This is a genomic window from Solwaraspora sp. WMMA2065 (genome assembly GCF_030345075.1).
Lineage (GTDB): Bacteria > Actinomycetota > Actinomycetes > Mycobacteriales > Micromonosporaceae > Micromonospora_E.
Genome location: NZ_CP128361.1, coordinates 3,461,869 through 3,477,580, shown reverse-complemented (window position 1 = coordinate 3,477,580; position 15,712 = coordinate 3,461,869). Strand labels below are relative to the sequence as shown.

General features: G+C 72.8%; 15 protein-coding genes and 1 pseudogene. 12 read left to right on the top strand and 4 right to left on the bottom strand.

Going from position 1 to position 15,712, the window contains the following annotated elements:
* The first annotated feature begins 19 nt into the window (after nt 1-19).
* From O7610_RS15690 to O7610_RS15675, 4 genes are all read left to right on the top strand, one after another.
* Entirely contained in the window at nt 20-418 is a 399-nt protein-coding gene (locus O7610_RS15690; protein ID WP_281551481.1) for a hypothetical protein, read from the top strand.
* 80 nt (nt 419-498) lie between these two features.
* On the top strand, nt 499-1,098 hold the full coding sequence (locus tag O7610_RS15685) for a DM13 domain-containing protein (RefSeq protein WP_289211251.1): 600 nt from the start codon (nt 499-501) through the stop codon (nt 1,096-1,098).
* 5 nt (nt 1,099-1,103) lie between these two features.
* On the top strand, nt 1,104-1,835 hold the full coding sequence (locus tag O7610_RS15680; RefSeq protein WP_289211250.1) for a response regulator transcription factor: 732 nt from the start codon (nt 1,104-1,106) through the stop codon (nt 1,833-1,835).
* Nucleotides 1,828-2,931, top strand: coding sequence for a sensor histidine kinase (locus O7610_RS15675; RefSeq protein WP_281551478.1), 1,104 nt, complete (start codon nt 1,828-1,830; stop codon nt 2,929-2,931). The genes O7610_RS15680 and O7610_RS15675 overlap by 8 nt, the downstream gene beginning before the upstream one ends.
* Before the next feature lie 13 nt (nt 2,932-2,944).
* On the opposite strand, the gene O7610_RS15670 is transcribed toward O7610_RS15675, so the two are convergent.
* Nucleotides 2,945-3,223, bottom strand: coding sequence for an efflux permease Rv1217c-related protein (locus O7610_RS15670; RefSeq protein WP_281551477.1), 279 nt, complete (start codon nt 3,221-3,223; stop codon nt 2,945-2,947).
* 144 nt (nt 3,224-3,367) lie between these two features.
* On the opposite strand from O7610_RS15670, the gene O7610_RS30885 reads away from it, so the two are divergent.
* The 3 genes from O7610_RS30885 (at nt 3,368) to O7610_RS15650 (ending at nt 7,603) form a co-directional block, all read left to right on the top strand.
* The gene (locus tag O7610_RS30885) at nt 3,368-4,126 is read left to right on the top strand and encodes a GbsR/MarR family transcriptional regulator (RefSeq protein WP_502959028.1); all 759 of its coding nucleotides are present in this window, start codon (nt 3,368-3,370) and stop codon (nt 4,124-4,126) included.
* The gene (locus tag O7610_RS15655; RefSeq protein ID WP_353850261.1) at nt 4,123-4,947 is read left to right on the top strand and encodes a ThuA domain-containing protein; all 825 of its coding nucleotides are present in this window, start codon (nt 4,123-4,125) and stop codon (nt 4,945-4,947) included. Before O7610_RS30885 ends, O7610_RS15655 begins: the two co-directional genes overlap by 4 nt.
* Before the next feature lie 1,129 nt (nt 4,948-6,076).
* Complete coding sequence (locus O7610_RS15650) at nt 6,077-7,603, top strand: hypothetical protein (RefSeq protein WP_289211249.1); 1,527 nt, start codon at nt 6,077-6,079, stop codon at nt 7,601-7,603.
* A 186-nt stretch (nt 7,604-7,789) separates the two neighbouring features.
* On the opposite strand, the gene O7610_RS15645 is transcribed toward O7610_RS15650, so the two are convergent.
* Nucleotides 7,790-8,809, bottom strand: coding sequence for an ADP-ribosylglycohydrolase family protein (locus tag O7610_RS15645; protein ID WP_475048355.1), 1,020 nt, complete (start codon nt 8,807-8,809; stop codon nt 7,790-7,792).
* Here O7610_RS15645 and O7610_RS15640 point away from each other — a divergent pair.
* Both O7610_RS15640 and O7610_RS15635 read left to right on the top strand, forming a co-directional pair.
* A pseudogene (locus O7610_RS15640) lies at nt 8,731-9,054 on the top strand (glycoside hydrolase family 11 protein); the annotation flags it as partial. The gene O7610_RS15645 and the pseudogene O7610_RS15640 sit on opposite strands and share 79 nt — an antisense overlap.
* Nucleotides 9,055-9,206: 152 nt before the next feature.
* A complete protein-coding gene (locus O7610_RS15635) occupies nt 9,207-9,452 on the top strand; it encodes a hypothetical protein (RefSeq protein WP_281555821.1) in 246 nt (81 codons plus the stop codon).
* A gap of 112 nt (nt 9,453-9,564) precedes the next feature.
* On the opposite strand, the gene O7610_RS15630 is transcribed toward O7610_RS15635, so the two are convergent.
* Nucleotides 9,565-10,764, bottom strand: coding sequence for an RtcB family protein (locus O7610_RS15630; RefSeq protein ID WP_281551473.1), 1,200 nt, complete (start codon nt 10,762-10,764; stop codon nt 9,565-9,567).
* 194 nt (nt 10,765-10,958) lie between these two features.
* Entirely contained in the window at nt 10,959-11,645 is a 687-nt protein-coding gene (locus tag O7610_RS15625) for a phosphodiesterase (RefSeq protein ID WP_289211247.1), read from the bottom strand.
* A 328-nt stretch (nt 11,646-11,973) separates the two neighbouring features.
* Between O7610_RS15625 and O7610_RS15620 the strand changes: the two genes are divergently transcribed.
* The 3 genes from O7610_RS15620 to O7610_RS15610 all read left to right on the top strand — a co-directional run bounded on the left by O7610_RS15620 (nt 11,974) and on the right by O7610_RS15610 (nt 15,700).
* Nucleotides 11,974-13,392: a GH1 family beta-glucosidase gene (locus O7610_RS15620; RefSeq protein ID WP_281551471.1), complete on the top strand. Its 1,419-nt coding sequence runs from the start codon at nt 11,974-11,976 to the stop codon at nt 13,390-13,392.
* Between the two features lie 148 nt (nt 13,393-13,540).
* The gene (locus tag O7610_RS15615) at nt 13,541-14,521 is read left to right on the top strand and encodes a sulfite exporter TauE/SafE family protein (RefSeq protein ID WP_281551470.1); all 981 of its coding nucleotides are present in this window, start codon (nt 13,541-13,543) and stop codon (nt 14,519-14,521) included.
* 276 nt (nt 14,522-14,797) lie between these two features.
* Nucleotides 14,798-15,700, top strand: a complete 903-nt coding sequence (locus tag O7610_RS15610) for a nucleoside hydrolase (protein WP_289211246.1) — start codon at nt 14,798-14,800, stop codon at nt 15,698-15,700.
* Nucleotides 15,701-15,712: the final 12 nt, after the last annotated feature.

The window sequence follows — 15,712 nt, the reverse complement described above, 5'->3', positions numbered from 1 at the left end:
ACCCCGAGGAGCACCCCTGATGAGTACGGCGGACCGATGGCTGACCGTGATCGCGCTGGTCAGCGTCCCGACGGTGATGTTCGGCGGCTACTCGTTGATGCGGCTGGCCGCCGCCCGAAAACTGACCGACTTCCAGTTGTCGCTGTTCCGGGCCGGCCACGCCCACGCCGGTGTGCTGCTGGTGCTGACCCTGACCGCACTGAGCATCGCCGCCCGCGCCGGACTGTCCGACCCGTACACCTGGGCGGTCGGCGCGCTGCTGGCCGCCGGCACGATCAGCCAGTCCGGCGGCTTCTTTCTGCACGCCGGGATCGGCCGCCCCGGACAGTGGTCGGTCGGCAACACCCTGACCGTGCTCGGCGCGGGGCAGCTCACCGTCGCGCTGCTGCTGCTCGCGTACGCCGTCGCAACCAGCTGACCTGCCGGTACGCCGACCGTAAGACTTTCGCAAGAGATCAACTACGGTCGGCCGGGCGCTGCCGCCGTAGGCTGATCCGCGTGTGGAAACGACTCCTTGCCAACCCGTTGAGCTGGCTGCTCGCCGTCGTCGTAGCCGCCGGACTCGCGTTCGGCGGCTACTGGTACCAGCCGTGGAAACTGTTCACCGACGACGTGGTCGACGAGGCGCTGCCGCAGGTGCAGATCGCGGCGACCGGCACCCCGGCACCGGACCCCGCCGCTTCCGGGTCCGCGTCGCCCGGGTCCGCATCGCCCAGCGCCGCACCGGCCAGCCCGTCACCGGCCGGGAACCGGTTGCTGGCCTCCGGCGAGTTCGTCACCCACGAGCACGAGACCAGCGGCACCGCCCAGGTCGTCGAGCTGGCCGACGGCCGCCGTCAGCTCGTGTTCCGCGACTTCGCCACCTCCAACGGCCCGGACCTGCGGGTCTGGCTCTCCGACCAGCCGGTGCTGGACGGCCGCGACGGCTGGTTCGTCTTCGACGACGGGCAGTGGGCCGAGCTGGACCGGCTCAAGGGCAACCGGGGTGACCAGGTGTACGAGATCCCCGCCGACGTCGACCTGACCAGCCTGACCAGCGTCTCCATCTGGTGCAAACGCTTCTCGGTGTCGTTCGGGGCAGCCGAGTTGACCGCCTGACAGCCATGGCCGCGCCCACCACCGGCGGACCGTCCCTACGGGTGCTCGTCGTCGACGACGATCCCACCGTGTCCGATGTGGTCCGCCGGTACCTGGAACGAGCCGGCTACCAGGTCACCCGCGCCGCCGACGGGGTCGCCGCGCTGGCCGCGGTCGACCAGTGCCGGCCCGACCTGGTGGTACTGGACCTGATGCTGCCAGGGTTGGACGGGCTGGAGGTGTGCCGGCGGCTGCAGCGGCAGGCCAGCGGCGTACCCGTGATCATGCTGACCGCACTTGGGGAGGAGGCCGACCGGGTGATCGGCCTGCAGCTCGGTGCCGACGACTACGTCACGAAGCCGTTCTCGCCCCGGGAGCTGGTGCTGCGGGTACAGTCGGTGCTCCGCCGCTCCGGGCCGCCCCCCGGCCCGGTCGGCGGTGAACCGCCGGTGGTCCGCGACGGCGAGCTCGCGCTGGACACCAGTCGGCGGTCGGCCCGGCTCGGCGACAGCGAGCTCGCGCTGACCACCCGTGAGTTCGACCTGCTGCTGCACCTGGTCCGCCATCCGGCGAAGGCGTTCCGCCGGGAGGAACTGCTCGCCCAGGTGTGGGGCTGGAACTTCGGTGACCAGTCCACCGTGACAGTCCACGTGCGACGGCTGCGCGAGAAGGTCGAACGGGATCCGGCCCGACCCCTACGGATCGTCACCGTCTGGGGCGTCGGCTACCGCTACGAACCGGCGGCCGGCAATGCCTGACCTGCCCACCGGCGACGTCCTCGCCGTGTTCGCCATCGGGCTGGGCGCGTCACTGCTGATCGGTGTGCCGGGCGCGGTCGCGCTGCGGCTGCTGCGCCGGCACAGCATCGTCGTGCACCTGACCGTCCTGCTCACCGTCACCGTACTGGCGGTCCTCGCCGGCGTCGTCGGCGCGGCCCAGGCGATGTTCCTGTCCGTCCACGACCGGGACGTGGTGCTCCTGGTGCTCGCCGCGTCCGGAGCGGTCAGCCTGGCCGTCGGCTGGTGGCTGGGTGCCCGGCTGGCCCGGCAGGCGGTCTGGGCCGACCAGCTGCGTCAGCGGGAACGCCAGGCCGAGGCGAACCGGCGGGAACTGGTCGCCTGGGTGTCGCACGACCTGCGGACGCCGTTGGCGGGGCTGCGGGCCATGGCCGAGGCGCTTGAGGACGGCGTCGTCGCCGACCGGGCCACCGTCGCCGACTACCACCGGCGGATCCGGGCCGAGACCGACCGGATGACCCAACTCGTCGACGACCTGTTCGAACTGTCCCGGATCAACGCCGGCGCGTTGCGGCTGTCGCTGCGCCGGGTGCCCCTCGCCGAGGTGGTCTCCGACGCCCTGGCGTCGGCCGAGCCGCTGGCCCGGGCGCGGGGCATCCGGCTGGTCGCCGCCGAACGCGGCTGGCCGTCGGTCACCGCCAGCGAGCCGGAACTGGCCCGGATCATCGGCAACCTGCTTCGCAACGCGATCCGGTTCACCCCGTACGACGGGGTGGTGCAGGTCAGTGCGGGCCGCGACGGCGGTGCCGCCTGGCTGGCGGTGCACGACACCTGCGGCGGTATTCCCGAGGCGGACCTGCCGAGGGTGTTCGACGTGGCGTTCCGGGGCGAAACAGCGCGCAGCCCCGCTCCCGCCGGCCCGCCCCGAGCGGGGTCGCCGATCGGGCCGGCGTACCTGCCCAATTGGGCCGGACCCCGTCCCGAGCCGCCGCCGGCCGGCGGCGGGCTCGGCCTGGCGATCGTGCGCGGCCTGGTCGAGGCGCACGGTGGTCGGGTCGAGGTAGCCAACGCCGGCCCCGGCTGCCGGTTCCTCGTCCACCTGCCCGCCGCCGGTTGACCCTCGCACACGGTCAGCCGACCGGCAGGTCCCGCCGCCGCAGCCCGATCATGCCGGCGGCGGAGCCGGCCGCCAGCAGCGCCAGGACGACCAGCGGTACGGCCGACACCTGCCCGCCCGGCAGGCTCGGCAGATGCGTGAACGGGGAGAGATCGCGCAGCGGCTGCGGCAGTTGCAGCAGCGCACCGAACAGGTCGAGCCCGTCCAGCGCGGTGCTGCGGCCGTACCGCTTGGTCAGGACCCCGACCTCGATCGCTGTTTCCGTGACCAGAAATCTACGTAGCGTTCGCAAGGTGGTCAGTGAAGAGCCCGTCACCAGCGGGCATCACGCGTTGAATCGGGCCTGGCGTTGCAATGGCGGTTGCGGTCAACGCAACGATCAGTCAGGATGTGTTGCAATGAATTGAGACCGAACGCAGCGGAGGGCGGGGGGCGGATGCCCGGCGGACGGTTGACCTATCAGGACCGGCAGCGCATCGAGCAGGCGCTCGCCGACGGCGCCGGCTACGCCGAGATCGCCCGCCGGCTCGACCGGCCGACCTCCACGATCAGCCGGGAGGTCGGGCGCAACGGCGGGCCGGGCGGCTACCGGGCCACCGCCGCGCACCGGGCCACCGCGCACCGGGCCCGCCGTACCGGCCCGGTCACACGGCCACCGGCCGACCAGGCCACCGGGTACGGCCGGGACACGGCCGCCGTGCAGGCCTTCGAGCAGCAGTTCGCCGCCCTGATGATCCAGTCCGGCTTCCCCCGGATGACCGCCCGGGTGCTGGTCAGCCTCTTCGTCAGCGACGGCGGTTCACTCACCGCCGCCGAGCTGGTCGACCGGCTGCGGGTCAGCCCGGCGTCGATCTCCAAGTCGATAGCCTTCCTGGAGCGGATCGGCTTCGTCGCCCGGCGACGCGAGCCGGGGCAGCGGCGCGACCGCTACGCCGTCGACGACGGCCTGTGGTACCGGGCCTGGTCGCTGCGGGTGCACGTCTTCCGGACCTGGGCGGACGCGGCGACCCACGGTGCCGCCGTACTCGGGCCGGACACCCCCGCCGGGGACCGGCTGCAGTTGATGGGCGAGTTCTTCGGGCTGGTCTGCCGGGACGTCGAGCGGATCACCGCCGAGTGGCAGGCGTTCCTGTCCACCCGCGGTCTGCCGCCGCAGCCGGATGCGCCCACCGCCGTCGCGGAGCCGGTCCGGTGACCGGCGAACCGGTCCGGCCCCGTGCCGGCCTCACCCGACGGGTGGTCGGCACCGGCCTGCTCGGCGGTATCGTGGCGCTGGTGACCACCGGCTGCACCGAGTCGAGCGCCGAGACCGGGTACCGGGTGCTCATCTACAGCCGCACCACCGGGTACCGGCACGATTCCATCCCGGCCGGTGTCGAGGCCGTCGGCGAACTCGGCGCGGAGCACGGCTTCGCCGTCGACGCCACCGAGGACCCGGCCGTCTTCACCCCGGACAACCTGAGCCGGTACGCCGCCGTCGTCTTCCTCAACACCACCGGCGACGTGCTCGACGACGCCGGCCGGGCCGCGTTCGAGGGCTACATCAACGGTGGCGGCGGATTCGTCGGCGTGCACGCGGCCGCCGACACCGAGCACAACTGGCCGTTCTACGGCGAACTTGTCGGGGCGTACTTCGCCCAGCACCCGCCGGTGCAGCCGGCCACCGTCGAGGTCGTCGACCGGACCCACCCGGCCACCGCGCACCTGCCGACCCGCTGGGCGCGCACCGACGAGTGGTACGACTACCGGACCCGGCCGACCGACGCCCGGATCCTCGCGGTGCTCGACGAAACCAGCTACACCGGCGGGCAGATGGGGCAGCCGCACCCGCACGCCTGGTGCCGGACGTACGCCGGCGGCCGCACCTTCTACACCGGCGGCGGCCACACCGTCGAGGCGTACGCCGAACCGGCGTTCCGCGCCCACCTGCTCGGCGCGATCCGCTGGGCCGCCGGCCGGCCGCCGACCGACGTGGGCCGGTCGGCCGACGAAGCCGACTGGGATGTCACAGGGTGACGGCCGTGGCCCGGGCTCATCCGGACGGCCAGCGCTGACCTCCGAAGGTCGGTAACTATCCAAGATCTGATTGAACACGGAGTGTGACGTGGCGCACGCTGCAGACCGGTCCGAGTCCGGCTGCAGCAGCCTCCGAGGAGGAGCGCGTGTCAGAGCCAGTCCGTGGAGATCTCCCCGTCGTCCGTACCGTCCTGACCAGTCTTGCCGCGTCGGCCGCTCAGCGTGCCACCGCCGATCTGCCCCGCGACACCCGGCTGGTGCACCGCCGTGACGAACGCGAAGAGCTCCTCGCCGGCCGGTTCGTCGACAGCCGCACCGGGCTGACCCCGACCCGCAGAGTCGGCCCGTACCGCACCCCCGGCGGCGTCGACGTCTGGTACGAAACGTTCGTCGCCGCCCGCCGGCTCCAGGTCCGCGAGGCCGGTGCCGCCGCACCCGCGTTCGTGGTCACCCAGGCCCGGCCGCCGACCGTGCAACGTACCGGCACCGTCGTCGACATCGAAGCCGGCACCGTCTGGATCCGCGGCGACCTGTTCGGCGGGCTGCCCGTCGACGCGTACGCCGGGCTGCTCGTCACCGGTGGGACGCTGACGCTGGGCACCGCGACGGTACCGGGCGACGTCGTCGAGGTGCCCGCGCCGCTGAGCGCCGTACTGCGACTCGACCCCGCACCCGACCCGCCGCCGGCCGGCGGCGTCGGCGGCTGCCACAGCGCCGGGACCGCCAGCACCCTGCCCACCTCGGTGACCTTCCGCTTCAGGTCCGGCGTAGTCGAGATCGTCGGCGACCCCGGCGCCGCCACGGCCTGGGGACAGCAGTTCCGGTTCGGCCCGGCCACCGGGGACCGGACGTTCGTCGAACAGCTCTGGACGCTGATGCTCGGCTACACCGTCGAACCGACCACCGTGGACGCCACCGGAGTCGGTGCCGACCCGGCCGGCAACCCGTTGACCGACTTCACCGGCACCGGCACCATCCGCGACGCCGGGCTCGGCCTGCCGGTCGTCGTCGTCACCGACCCGGCGATTCTCGGCGAGGCGTCCACTGCGGCGACCTGGCTGCTGCGGGTCACCGGCCTGGCCGCCCGCTGGTACGCCCCGGACCCGCGGGAACACCCGCTGGACAGCGCGTGGATGGTGATCGGTGCCAGACCGCGCCCACCCCGGCGCTGCTCGGCCGGCTGGCCGGCGCGCTCGACCTGGTCGCCGACGGCCCGACTCTGCTCGGGGCGCCGGGGGAGTGGGTGGTGTTCGGCTGCGCCGGGCTCGGCCACCACCTCGCCCCGGATGGCGGCAGCGTCGAGTTCACCGATCCGACCGAACTCGCCGGACGGTGGCTGCACGCCGTACAGGCGGTGGTGGACCGGGACTGGACGTGGCGCGGCGCCGGCTCACCGACGCTGACGCTGCGGCGCACCGTACGGCTGCCGGACGCCCCCGATGCACCGCAGACCGTCACCGACGTCGGCGTGATCGAACTGGTCGACTCGGTCAACGTGCAGGCCGGCACCGGCGACCCCGATCGCGGCTTCGTCCGGATGGTCTTCCTCGACGCGGTGGCGGCACCGCTGGGTCCCGACGGGCTGCCGTACGAGCCGCAGGTCGACTACGACCTGGAGTTCCGCCTCGAAACCGGCGAGGTGGTGCGGCAGGTGATCTCGTCGACGCTGCCGATCGTCACGCCGCCGAGGCAGGTGCCCCGGGTGGTCGCCGCCGGCATCGCGCTCACCCCGTACGGCACCGACGCGTCGTACGCGGCGACCACGCCCCGGATCCGGCGACTCTGGCTGGAGTTCGTCGAACCGCTGGCCGACCCGCGTGACGCCTACTTCGTCCGGCCGTTGACCGTCACCCCGGACCCGATGCTGCTGCCCGACACCGAACCGGTCGCCGACCCGGCCACCGTGCCGACCCTGCCGCTGGACCCGGAACCGGTCCGGGTGATCACCCCGGGCCAGGTGCAGGACCTGGCGGGATACGCCACCATGCAGCGCCTCGAACCGGCGGCCGACAGCGACCGGCACTTCCTGGTGCCGCTGCCGCCCAACACCGACCCCGGCTCGCCGGAGCTGTTCTCGTTCTACACCTACGAGATCCGCGTCGGCCACGACTGTGGCCCGCTCGACGATCCGCTCTGGTCCACCGCCCAGGGCCGGTACGGCGAGCCACTGACCTTGGAAGGGGTGGCGCATCCGGCACCGGAGCTGGCCGCCACGGTGCTCGCCGAACCGGACGGTGCGGTGCGGGTCCGGGCCCCGTACGCCGTCCCGTACCTCGGGCTGCGCCGGGTGTTGCCGGACCCGCCGAACACCCAGCTGTGGGCGGTGCTCTACGCCCGGGTGATGCAGGCCGACGCGAGTACGCGGCGCAACGTGCAGGTCGGCCTGCGCCCGTTGTGGTTACCCCGACGACAGCCCGGTCCACGTTCGGTGCCGTTGCCGGTGGAGGGGGAGACGACCTGGTCGGGGGCGGACGTGCGGGCGGCACTGGAGGCGGCCGGGTTGCCGCCCGGGCTACCGGTCAGCGTGCTCGTCGTCGAGGTGCTGCCGGAGCCGAACGGAAGCTTCGCCGACCCGCTCGGCGGCGACCTGGGCCAGGTCCGGATCCTGCGGACGTCGCCGCTGTCCGCCGTCGACCGCGACTGCTGCGTGTCGTGACACCGGCCGTCCGCCAGGCCGGTGCTTGGCGGTAGGAGCGGAGTCTCCGGGCCCGGTCAGCCGTCGGCGTCGGCAGCCGGCCCGGGAACTCCGCAGCTTGCGGGTTCATCCGGCCGTGCAGCTGACGTTGCCGGGTGGCTGGCTGGTGCTGCTGGTGGTGCAGTGGGTCGATGCTGCTCGGCCCAGTCAGTCCCAGGCTTGGCCGAGGGCGTGCAGTTGGTCGGCGTACTCGATGCGGTCCGGCCACGTCGTCGGCCAGGCCGCCGTTCCGTACGCCGCGCCGAGGAACGCCCCGGCCAGACAGGCGATCGAGTCCGAGTCACCGGAGGTGGCCGCCCCGCGGGCCAACCCGCCCACCGGGTCGTCGGCATGCCACAGCGCGCAGAGCAGCCCGGTGGCCAGGGCCTCCTCCGCGATCCAGCCCTCCCCGGTGACCCGGCAGGCGTCGCCGCCGTCGTCCCCGGCCGCCAACGCCGAGTCGAGCCGGTCCAGTGCGTCGAGACACTCATCCCAGCCCCGGGAGATGAACCCCGTCGGACTGTCCGTTCCCGGCCGCTGCCACAGCGGGCCGAGCCAGTCGTCGCGGTACACCTCCCGCTGCCCGCGACAGTGCTCACGCAGCAGGCCCGGCAGCGCCGGTAGCGGCGTACCCGCGCGCAGCAGCCGGACCGCGACGGCGGTCAACTCGCTCGCGGCCAGCGCGGTCGGGTGTCCGTGGGTCAGCCCGGCCTGCAGTTGCGCGACGCCGGCCACGGTGTCGTCGTCGTAGGCGTCGACCAGACCGACCGGGGCGACCCGCATGTTCGCCCCGCAGCCCTTCGACCCGGCTACGGTGGCCTGCTGCCAGGCCACCCCGGTGGCCAGTTCGCCGCAGGCCCGCAGGCAGGTCATCCCCGGGGCCCGGTTGTTGTCCGGGCTGGCCGCCCAGGCCAGGAACCGGGCCCGGAGCAGCGGTTCCAGCCCGTCCGGGGTGGCGGCCGGGGCGTCATGCAGCGCCCAGCCGACCGCGAGGGTCATCTGGGTGTCGTCGGTGACCAGCGCCGGCTCGCCGGTCAGCTCACGCGGCCCGGCCTGGCCGTACCGGTGGTGGATCTCGGCGACCGTCAGAAACTCGGTCGGCTTGCCGAGTGCGTCACCGTACGCCAGCCCGAACAGGCACCCGGACGCCCGGTCACCCGCCGCGCTACCCACCGCCGTGTCACCCACCGCGACCTCCCCCGTCTCGTCCCGGTCGGCAGGCTAGTCGGGCCGGTCAACCGGCGTGCGTCCCACCCTCGGCACCCGGCACGACACCGGACGCCAGCAGATGCGCGCTCAACGCGCCGTCGATCGACGGCACCCAGACGTTCTGGCAGTACTGGAGCGTCCGGCAGCAGAAGCGAACCGGCGGCACCATCACCACCGCCAACCACTTCGACGCCTGGGCGCGCGCCGGGATACAGCCCGGCTCCAACCACAGCTACCAGGTGATGGCGACCGAGGGCTACCAGAGCCAGGGGAGCTCCGACATCAACGTCTGGGGGGCAGCAGCGGCAACCCCGGACCGTCCCCGACCGGCAACCCTGGCAACCCGGGTGACCCGGGCCAGAGCAACTGCACCGCCGTGCTGTCGGCCGGCCAGCAGTTCGGCGACCGGTTCAACCTCAACGTCTCGGTGCAGAACGTCAGCAACTGGACGGTCACCCTCAGCCTGCACGGCGGACAGAGCCTGCAGAACAGCTGGAACGCCTCGGTCAGCGGCACGACCGGGAACATCACCGCCAGGCCGAACGGTAGCGGTAACAACTTCGGAGTGACGATCATGCACGGCGGCAACTGGACCTGGCCGACGGTCACCTGTCGAACATGACCCCGACCGACCGTCGATAGCAACCACTGTCGACAGGAAACATCGTGGGCGGGTCGACCCTGCTGGGAGGGTCGGCCCGCCCCGGTGCGCGCCCCGGTCGCCCATCCGGTGGTCAACCCTTGACGCAGACCACCTGCCGCAGGTGCGCCACCACCTCGACCAGGTCGGCCTGCTCGGCGAGCACCTGGTCCAGGTCCTTGTACGCCGCCGGGATCTCGTCGACCACACCGGCGTCCTTGCGGCACTCCACCCCGGCGGTCTGCTCGGCCAGGTCGTCGACGGTGTAGGTCTTCTTCGCCTTCGACCGCGACATCCGCCGACCCGCACCGTGCGACGCCGAGCAGTACGCCGCCTCGCTGCCCCGACCCCGCACGATGTAGGAGCCGGTCCCCATCGACCCGGGGATGATGCCCAGTTCGCCCCGCCCGGCCCGGATCGCCCCCTTGCGGGTCACCAGCAGCGGCACCCCGTCGTAGACCTCCTCGGCCACGTAGTTGTGGTGGCAGGAGATCGGCTCGTCGAAGCGGACCGCCGGCACCGCCGTGCGCAGCACCCGGCAGAGCAGCGCCAGCATGACCGCCCGGTTGCGGGCCGCGTACTCCTGCGCCCAGGCCAGGTCCCGCCGGTACGCCGTCATCTCCGCCGTGTCGGCGAGGAAGACCGCCAGGTCGCGGTCGGGCAGGTCGGCGTTGTGCGGCAGCTTCCGGGCCGCCGCGATGTGCCGCTCGGCCAGCTCCTTGCCGATGTTGCGGGAGCCGGAGTGCAGCATCAGCCAGACTTGGCCGGCGTCCGGACCGCCCTGCTCGACGCAGACCTCGATGAAGTGGTTGCCGCCGCCGAGCGTGCCGAGCTGACGCTGCGCCCGGGACTCCAGCGCGGCGACCCCGGGGTGCAGGCCGGCGAAGCCGGACCAGAACCGGTCCCAGCCGGCGGTCGGCAGACCGTGCACCCGGCGCGGGTCGACCGGGGTGTCGCGGGCCTGGAAGCCGACCGGGACCGCGGCCTCGATCGCGGTACGCAGCGCGCCCAGGTCGTCCGGCAACTGCGCGTCGGTCAGGCTGGTCCGCACCGCGGACATGCCGCAGCCGATGTCGACGCCGACCGCCGCCGGGGCCAGCGCCTGACGCATCGCGATCACCGAGCCGACGGTGGCGCCCTTGCCGTAGTGCACGTCGGGCATCACCGCGACGCCGTGCACCCACGGCAGCGTGCCGATGTTGCGCAGCTGCTGGCTGGCGTGCGGCTCGATGGTCGCCGGATCGGTCCAGACCTTGACCGGGGCCCGGGTCCCGGGCAGCAGGGCATGACTCATCGGAAACTCCTCGGTAGGGGAAACGCGACGGTGATCCGGTGCCGGCCGGCGGCACCGGGAAGGGACCGGCGTGCATCGCCGGAGGGATCGGCGAGGATCAGCGGGACTGCCGGTGGGCGCGGCTCAGCCTCGTCGGGCGGTGGCAGGTTTCGCCAGCGGTCGCATCGGTCGCTCCTCGGTCGTCACGGTGCCGCTCACGCTAGCGGCCGCTGACCGGCGGCGACAATCGGATTGTCGTCGGTGCGGGCGCCCCGGGCGCGCCGGGAGGCGGCGTAGGTGACGGTACGGAGCCGTTGGATCAGCCCACCCGTTCGCAGCCGCAGCGGAGGGTGACCGGTCGGGTCGAAGGCGAGGGCGGCGTCAACGGCGGACGGCAGCGGCTCGCCGACGTCGATCCGACCGAACGTCCGCCAGTGACTGGTGGCGGTGGCCGCCGCGAGCCGCAGCGCGATTGGGCGACGGGCGGCGACCTCGGCGAGCTGCTCGACCGCGCCGCCGAGGCGACCCGGGGCGGCCGGAAACGCGGCCAGGTAGATCCGGTGCCGACCGTGCCGCAACGACAGGATGCTGCCGTACGTGGTGGCGAAGTCGCGCCGGGGTAGCGGAAGGTGGCGCAGGACCGGCGCTCGGCCGGCGCTGGACACCAGCAGGTCGACCGGGCGGTCCGGGACCTGGATCCGGACCGCAAGGCCGAGGATGTCCGGCCAGCCGGGCGGGGTCGGGGTGCCCCGGGAGAACCGGATGACGGCCGGCCAGCGCCCCGCTGGCAGGAACCAGTCGGCGAGCGGGCCCCAGAGCTGGACCTCGCCGGTGAACGAGCAGCCGCGCGGGTGCAGCAGCCGACCGCCCCGCACATGCGCCAGCCAGGCTCCGAAGGTCACGGCGAAAGGCGTACCCAGGTTCGGGGCGATCTACCGCCGATGGTCGGCGTCAGGGCTGTCCGGCCGGTCTCCCGGCTGCTGCTCCCGGCGGCCGCCAGCTGCGGCGCTCACCGGCCGGCCGGGTCCGTTGCCAGGTCCGTCGCCGGGTCCGGCCGCGTCGGATCGGCGACCAGCAGGCATGCTGGAGCCTGTTGATCGTGCGGCGTCGCCGACGCGGGTGTCCGGTACAGGCCCTGCCCGGAGGCCACCGAGGGGGGCGGTCGGGTCACCGCCGACCCGGACACCCGCCAGATTGAGATCGTGCTCAGCGCGTAAGGAGAATCCCGACATGTCCGTATCATTACCGTCCGGCCCTGTCTTTCCCGGCAACTTCCTCTGGGGTACGGCGACCGCCTCGTACCAGGTCGAGGGGGCCGCTGCGGTGGACGGCCGCACACCGTCCATCTGGGACACCTTCGCGCACACCCCCGGTCTGGTCACCAACGGCGACACCGGTGACGTGGCCTGCGACCACTACCACCGGCTGGAGGAGGACCTGGACATCCTCGCCGAGCTCGGCGTCGGCGCGTACCGGTTCTCGATCTCCTGGTCCCGGGTGCTGCCAGGGGCCGGCAGCCAGCTCAACCAGCGGGGCGTGGACTTCTACTCGGCGCTGGTCGACGGGCTGCGGGCCCGGGGGATCGCGCCGGTCGCCACCCTCTACCACTGGGACCTGCCGCAGGAGCTGGAGGACGCCGGCGGCTGGCCGCACCGGGACACCGCCGAGCGGTTCGCCGAGTACGCCGGCCGGATGGGCGAGGTGTTCGGCGACCGGGTGCACACCTGGATCACCCTCAACGAGCCGTGGTGCTCGGCGTACCTGGGCTACGGCTCCGGCGTGCACGCCCCGGCGCGTACCGAGCCGGCCGCCGCGCTGGCCGCCGTGCACCACCTCAACCTCGGCCACGGTCTGGCGGTACGCGCGCTGCGGGCGGGCATCGACCCGGCGGCCCGGGTCAGCGTGACGTTGAACCTGCACCACGTGCGGGGCGAGTCGCCCGGCGACGCCGAGGCGGTACGCCGGATCGACGCGCTGGCCAACCGGGCGTTCCTCGGGCCGATGCTGGACGGGGCGTACCCACGGGACCTGATCGACGACACCGCGGCGGTGACCGACTGGTCGTTCGTGCGCGACGGCGACGAGGCGGCCGCGCACGCCCCGCTGGACCTGCTCGGGGTGAACTACTACAACCCGGTGCTGGTCCGCCAGTGGGACGGGGTGTCGCCACGGTCGACCGCCGACGGGCACGCCGACGGGGCGGCCTCGCCGTGGATCGGTGTCACCGACGTCGAGTTCGTCACCCAGCCCGGCCCGTACACCCAGATGGGCTGGAACATCGACGAGACCGGGCTGACCGAGCTGCTGCTGCGGCTGCACCGCGACTACCCGGGGCTGCCGATGATGATCACCGAGAACGGGGCGGCGTTCGACGACGTGCTCGACGACGACGGCCGGGTCCGTGACCCGCGCCGGGTCGACTACCTGCACCGGCACCTGACCGCGGTGGCCGAGGCGATCGACGGCGGCGCCGACGTGCGCGGGTACTTCGTGTGGTCGCTGATGGACAACTTCGAGTGGGCGCACGGGTTTGGCAAGACGTTCGGCATCGTGCACGTCGACCGGCAGACGATGCGGCGTACCTGGAAGGAGAGCGCGCACTGGTACCGGCGGGTGGTGGCCGCTAACGCGCTGCCGACCGCCCGCTGACCGGGCCGGTCGGCCCGGTGGTGCCGGTCGCCCCGGCACTGCCGGCCAGCCGCTGACCGCGAACTGCCCGGATTCGGTTCACCTATCGACCTGATAATTCCGATCGACATGCTAGACATTGCCGGTCCGGTCCGGCACCCTCGACAGGGTGGACTGGGTATTGGTGCTGGCCGGTTGCGGCATCGGGATCATCGTCGGGCTGACCGGCATGGGCGGCGGGGCGCTGATGACCCCGATGCTGGTGATCTTCTTCGGCGTGCCGCCGCTCGCCGCCGTCTCCAGCGACCTGGTGGTCAGCGCGGTGATGAAACCGGTCGGCGGGCTGGTGCACATCCGGCGGCGTACCGTGCACTGGTCGCTGGTCGGCTGGCTCTGCCTGGGCAGCGTGCCGAGCGCGTTCGCCGGCGTCCTGCTGCTGCGCTCGCTCGGCGACGGCGAGCGACTGCAGCAGGGCATCAAGGTGGCGCTCGGGGTGGCGCTGGTACTGGCCGCCGCTGGTCTGGTCTTCCGCACCTACACCCGGATGGCCGAGCACGCCACCCGCCGCCGGGCCGGCGCCGCAGACCATCGCGCGGATGATGCCGCACCGGCCGAGCCGGCGCTGCGGGCCCGGCCGCTGCCCACCGTGCTGATCGGTGCCGTCGGCGGTCTGATCGTCGGGATGACCAGCGTCGGCTCCGGTTCGCTGATCATCATCGCGTTGCTGATGCTCTACCCGCTGCTGCGGCCCGCCTTTCTCGTCGGCACCGACCTGGTGCAGGCGGTACCGCTGGTGATCGCCGCCGCCGTCGGGCACCTGCTCTTCGGTGACTTCCGCCTCGACCTGACCACCTCGCTGCTGCTCGGCGCGGTGCCCGGCGCGTGGCTCGGCGCACAACTGTCGTCGCGGGCACCCGGCGGCCTGGTCCGCCGGGCGTTGACCCTGGTACTGCTGGCCAGCGCCATGAAACTGCTCGGCGTGCCGGACATCCCGCTGCTGGTGGCCCTCGCCGCCGTCGTGGTCGCCGGGTCACTCGGCTGGATGGCCGCCCGCCGCCGGCACGGCCTGCCCGCGCTGGCCCGTACCGAGCTGCGTGAGCCGGACCGGCCGGCCGACCGGTCCGAACCGCTGCGGGTCGGCGGCCGGTGACGGTCAGAACACCGTCCCGATCAGTGGTCTGCAGCCAGCGGCGCAGGTTGATCATGATGGTGGTTCTGCGGCGGCGACCTGCCCGCCGGCCGCGCCCGGCGGCTGCCACAGTTGCTCCGCCGGTGCGGTACCGCGCCCCGTTAGCGCCGTCGTCAGCACCACACTCCGCAGCGGCTGATCTCGCCTCGAACGCACCTGCTTTTCTCTGCCCCGTCCCGTCCACAACGGCTACCCGACCCAGTTACGGTTCGGGCCGCCGGCTGACACTATGTCCAGATGGACTCTCGGCGACATCCACTCACCGTGCCGCGGTCCAAGCGGATCCGGCTGGTGGTCGACAGCGACGCGCGCAATGAGGCCGACGACCAGTACGCGATCGTGCACGCACTGCTCACCCCCCGGTTCGACGTGCGCGGGCTGGTCGGCGCGCACTTCGGCGTCCGAAACGGCCTGGACACCGCTGCCGCCAGCGTCGCCGAGATCCACCACCTGCTGGAGCTGATGCGACTGCCGGCTCCGCCGCCGGTGGCCGCTGGGGTCAGCCGTCCGCTGCGGGACGCGGTCGGCGGAGCACCCGGGGTCGACCTGATCGTCGCCGAAGCCATGCGCGACGATCCACTGCCGCTGTTCGTGGCCTTTCTCGGGCCGCTGACCGATCTCGCCGCCGCGCTGCGGGTCGAGCCGAGGATTGCCGGGCGGTTGACCGCCGTCTGGATCGGCGGTGGCCCGTACCCGGACGGTGGTGCCGAGTTCAACCTGGGTAACGACGTCGACGCCGCCAACGAGGTGTTCGACTCCGAGGTGGAGCTGTGGCAGATCCCCAACGCGGCGTACGGCATGATGCGGGTCGGTCTCAGCGAACTCGCGGTCCGGGTGGCGCCGCGTGGGCCGGTCGGTGCGTACCTGTTCCGGCAACTCGTCGAATTCAACGACGCGATGGGTGACAATGCGAACTGGCCGGCAGGGGAGTCGTGGGTCCTCGGCGACTCCCCTGCCGTCGGGGTGCTGCTGGACGAGCACTGGATGGATCACCGCCAGATTCCGGCACCGATCGTCCGGCCCGATCTGAGCTATCGGCACCGGCAGGACCGCTCGCGGACGATTCGGGTCTACCACCGCGTGGACTCCCGGTTCGTGCTGGAGGACCTGTACGCGAAGCTGACCCTCGCGTACGGCTGAAGACGTTGGCTA

Coding starts and splice junctions, on each gene's coding strand:
- O7610_RS15690 (WP_281551481.1), top strand. CDS start 20: ATGAGTACGGCGGACCGATGGCTGACCGTGATCGCGCTGGTCAGCGTC.
- O7610_RS15680 (WP_289211250.1), top strand. CDS start 1,104: ATGGCCGCGCCCACCACCGGCGGACCGTCCCTACGGGTGCTCGTCGTC.
- O7610_RS15675 (WP_281551478.1), top strand. CDS start 1,828: ATGCCTGACCTGCCCACCGGCGACGTCCTCGCCGTGTTCGCCATCGGG.
- O7610_RS30885 (WP_502959028.1), top strand. CDS start 3,368: ATGCCCGGCGGACGGTTGACCTATCAGGACCGGCAGCGCATCGAGCAG.
- O7610_RS15630 (WP_281551473.1), bottom strand. CDS start 10,764: ATGAGTCATGCCCTGCTGCCCGGGACCCGGGCCCCGGTCAAGGTCTGG.
- O7610_RS15620 (WP_281551471.1), top strand. CDS start 11,974: ATGTCCGTATCATTACCGTCCGGCCCTGTCTTTCCCGGCAACTTCCTC.
- O7610_RS15610 (WP_289211246.1), top strand. CDS start 14,798: ATGGACTCTCGGCGACATCCACTCACCGTGCCGCGGTCCAAGCGGATC.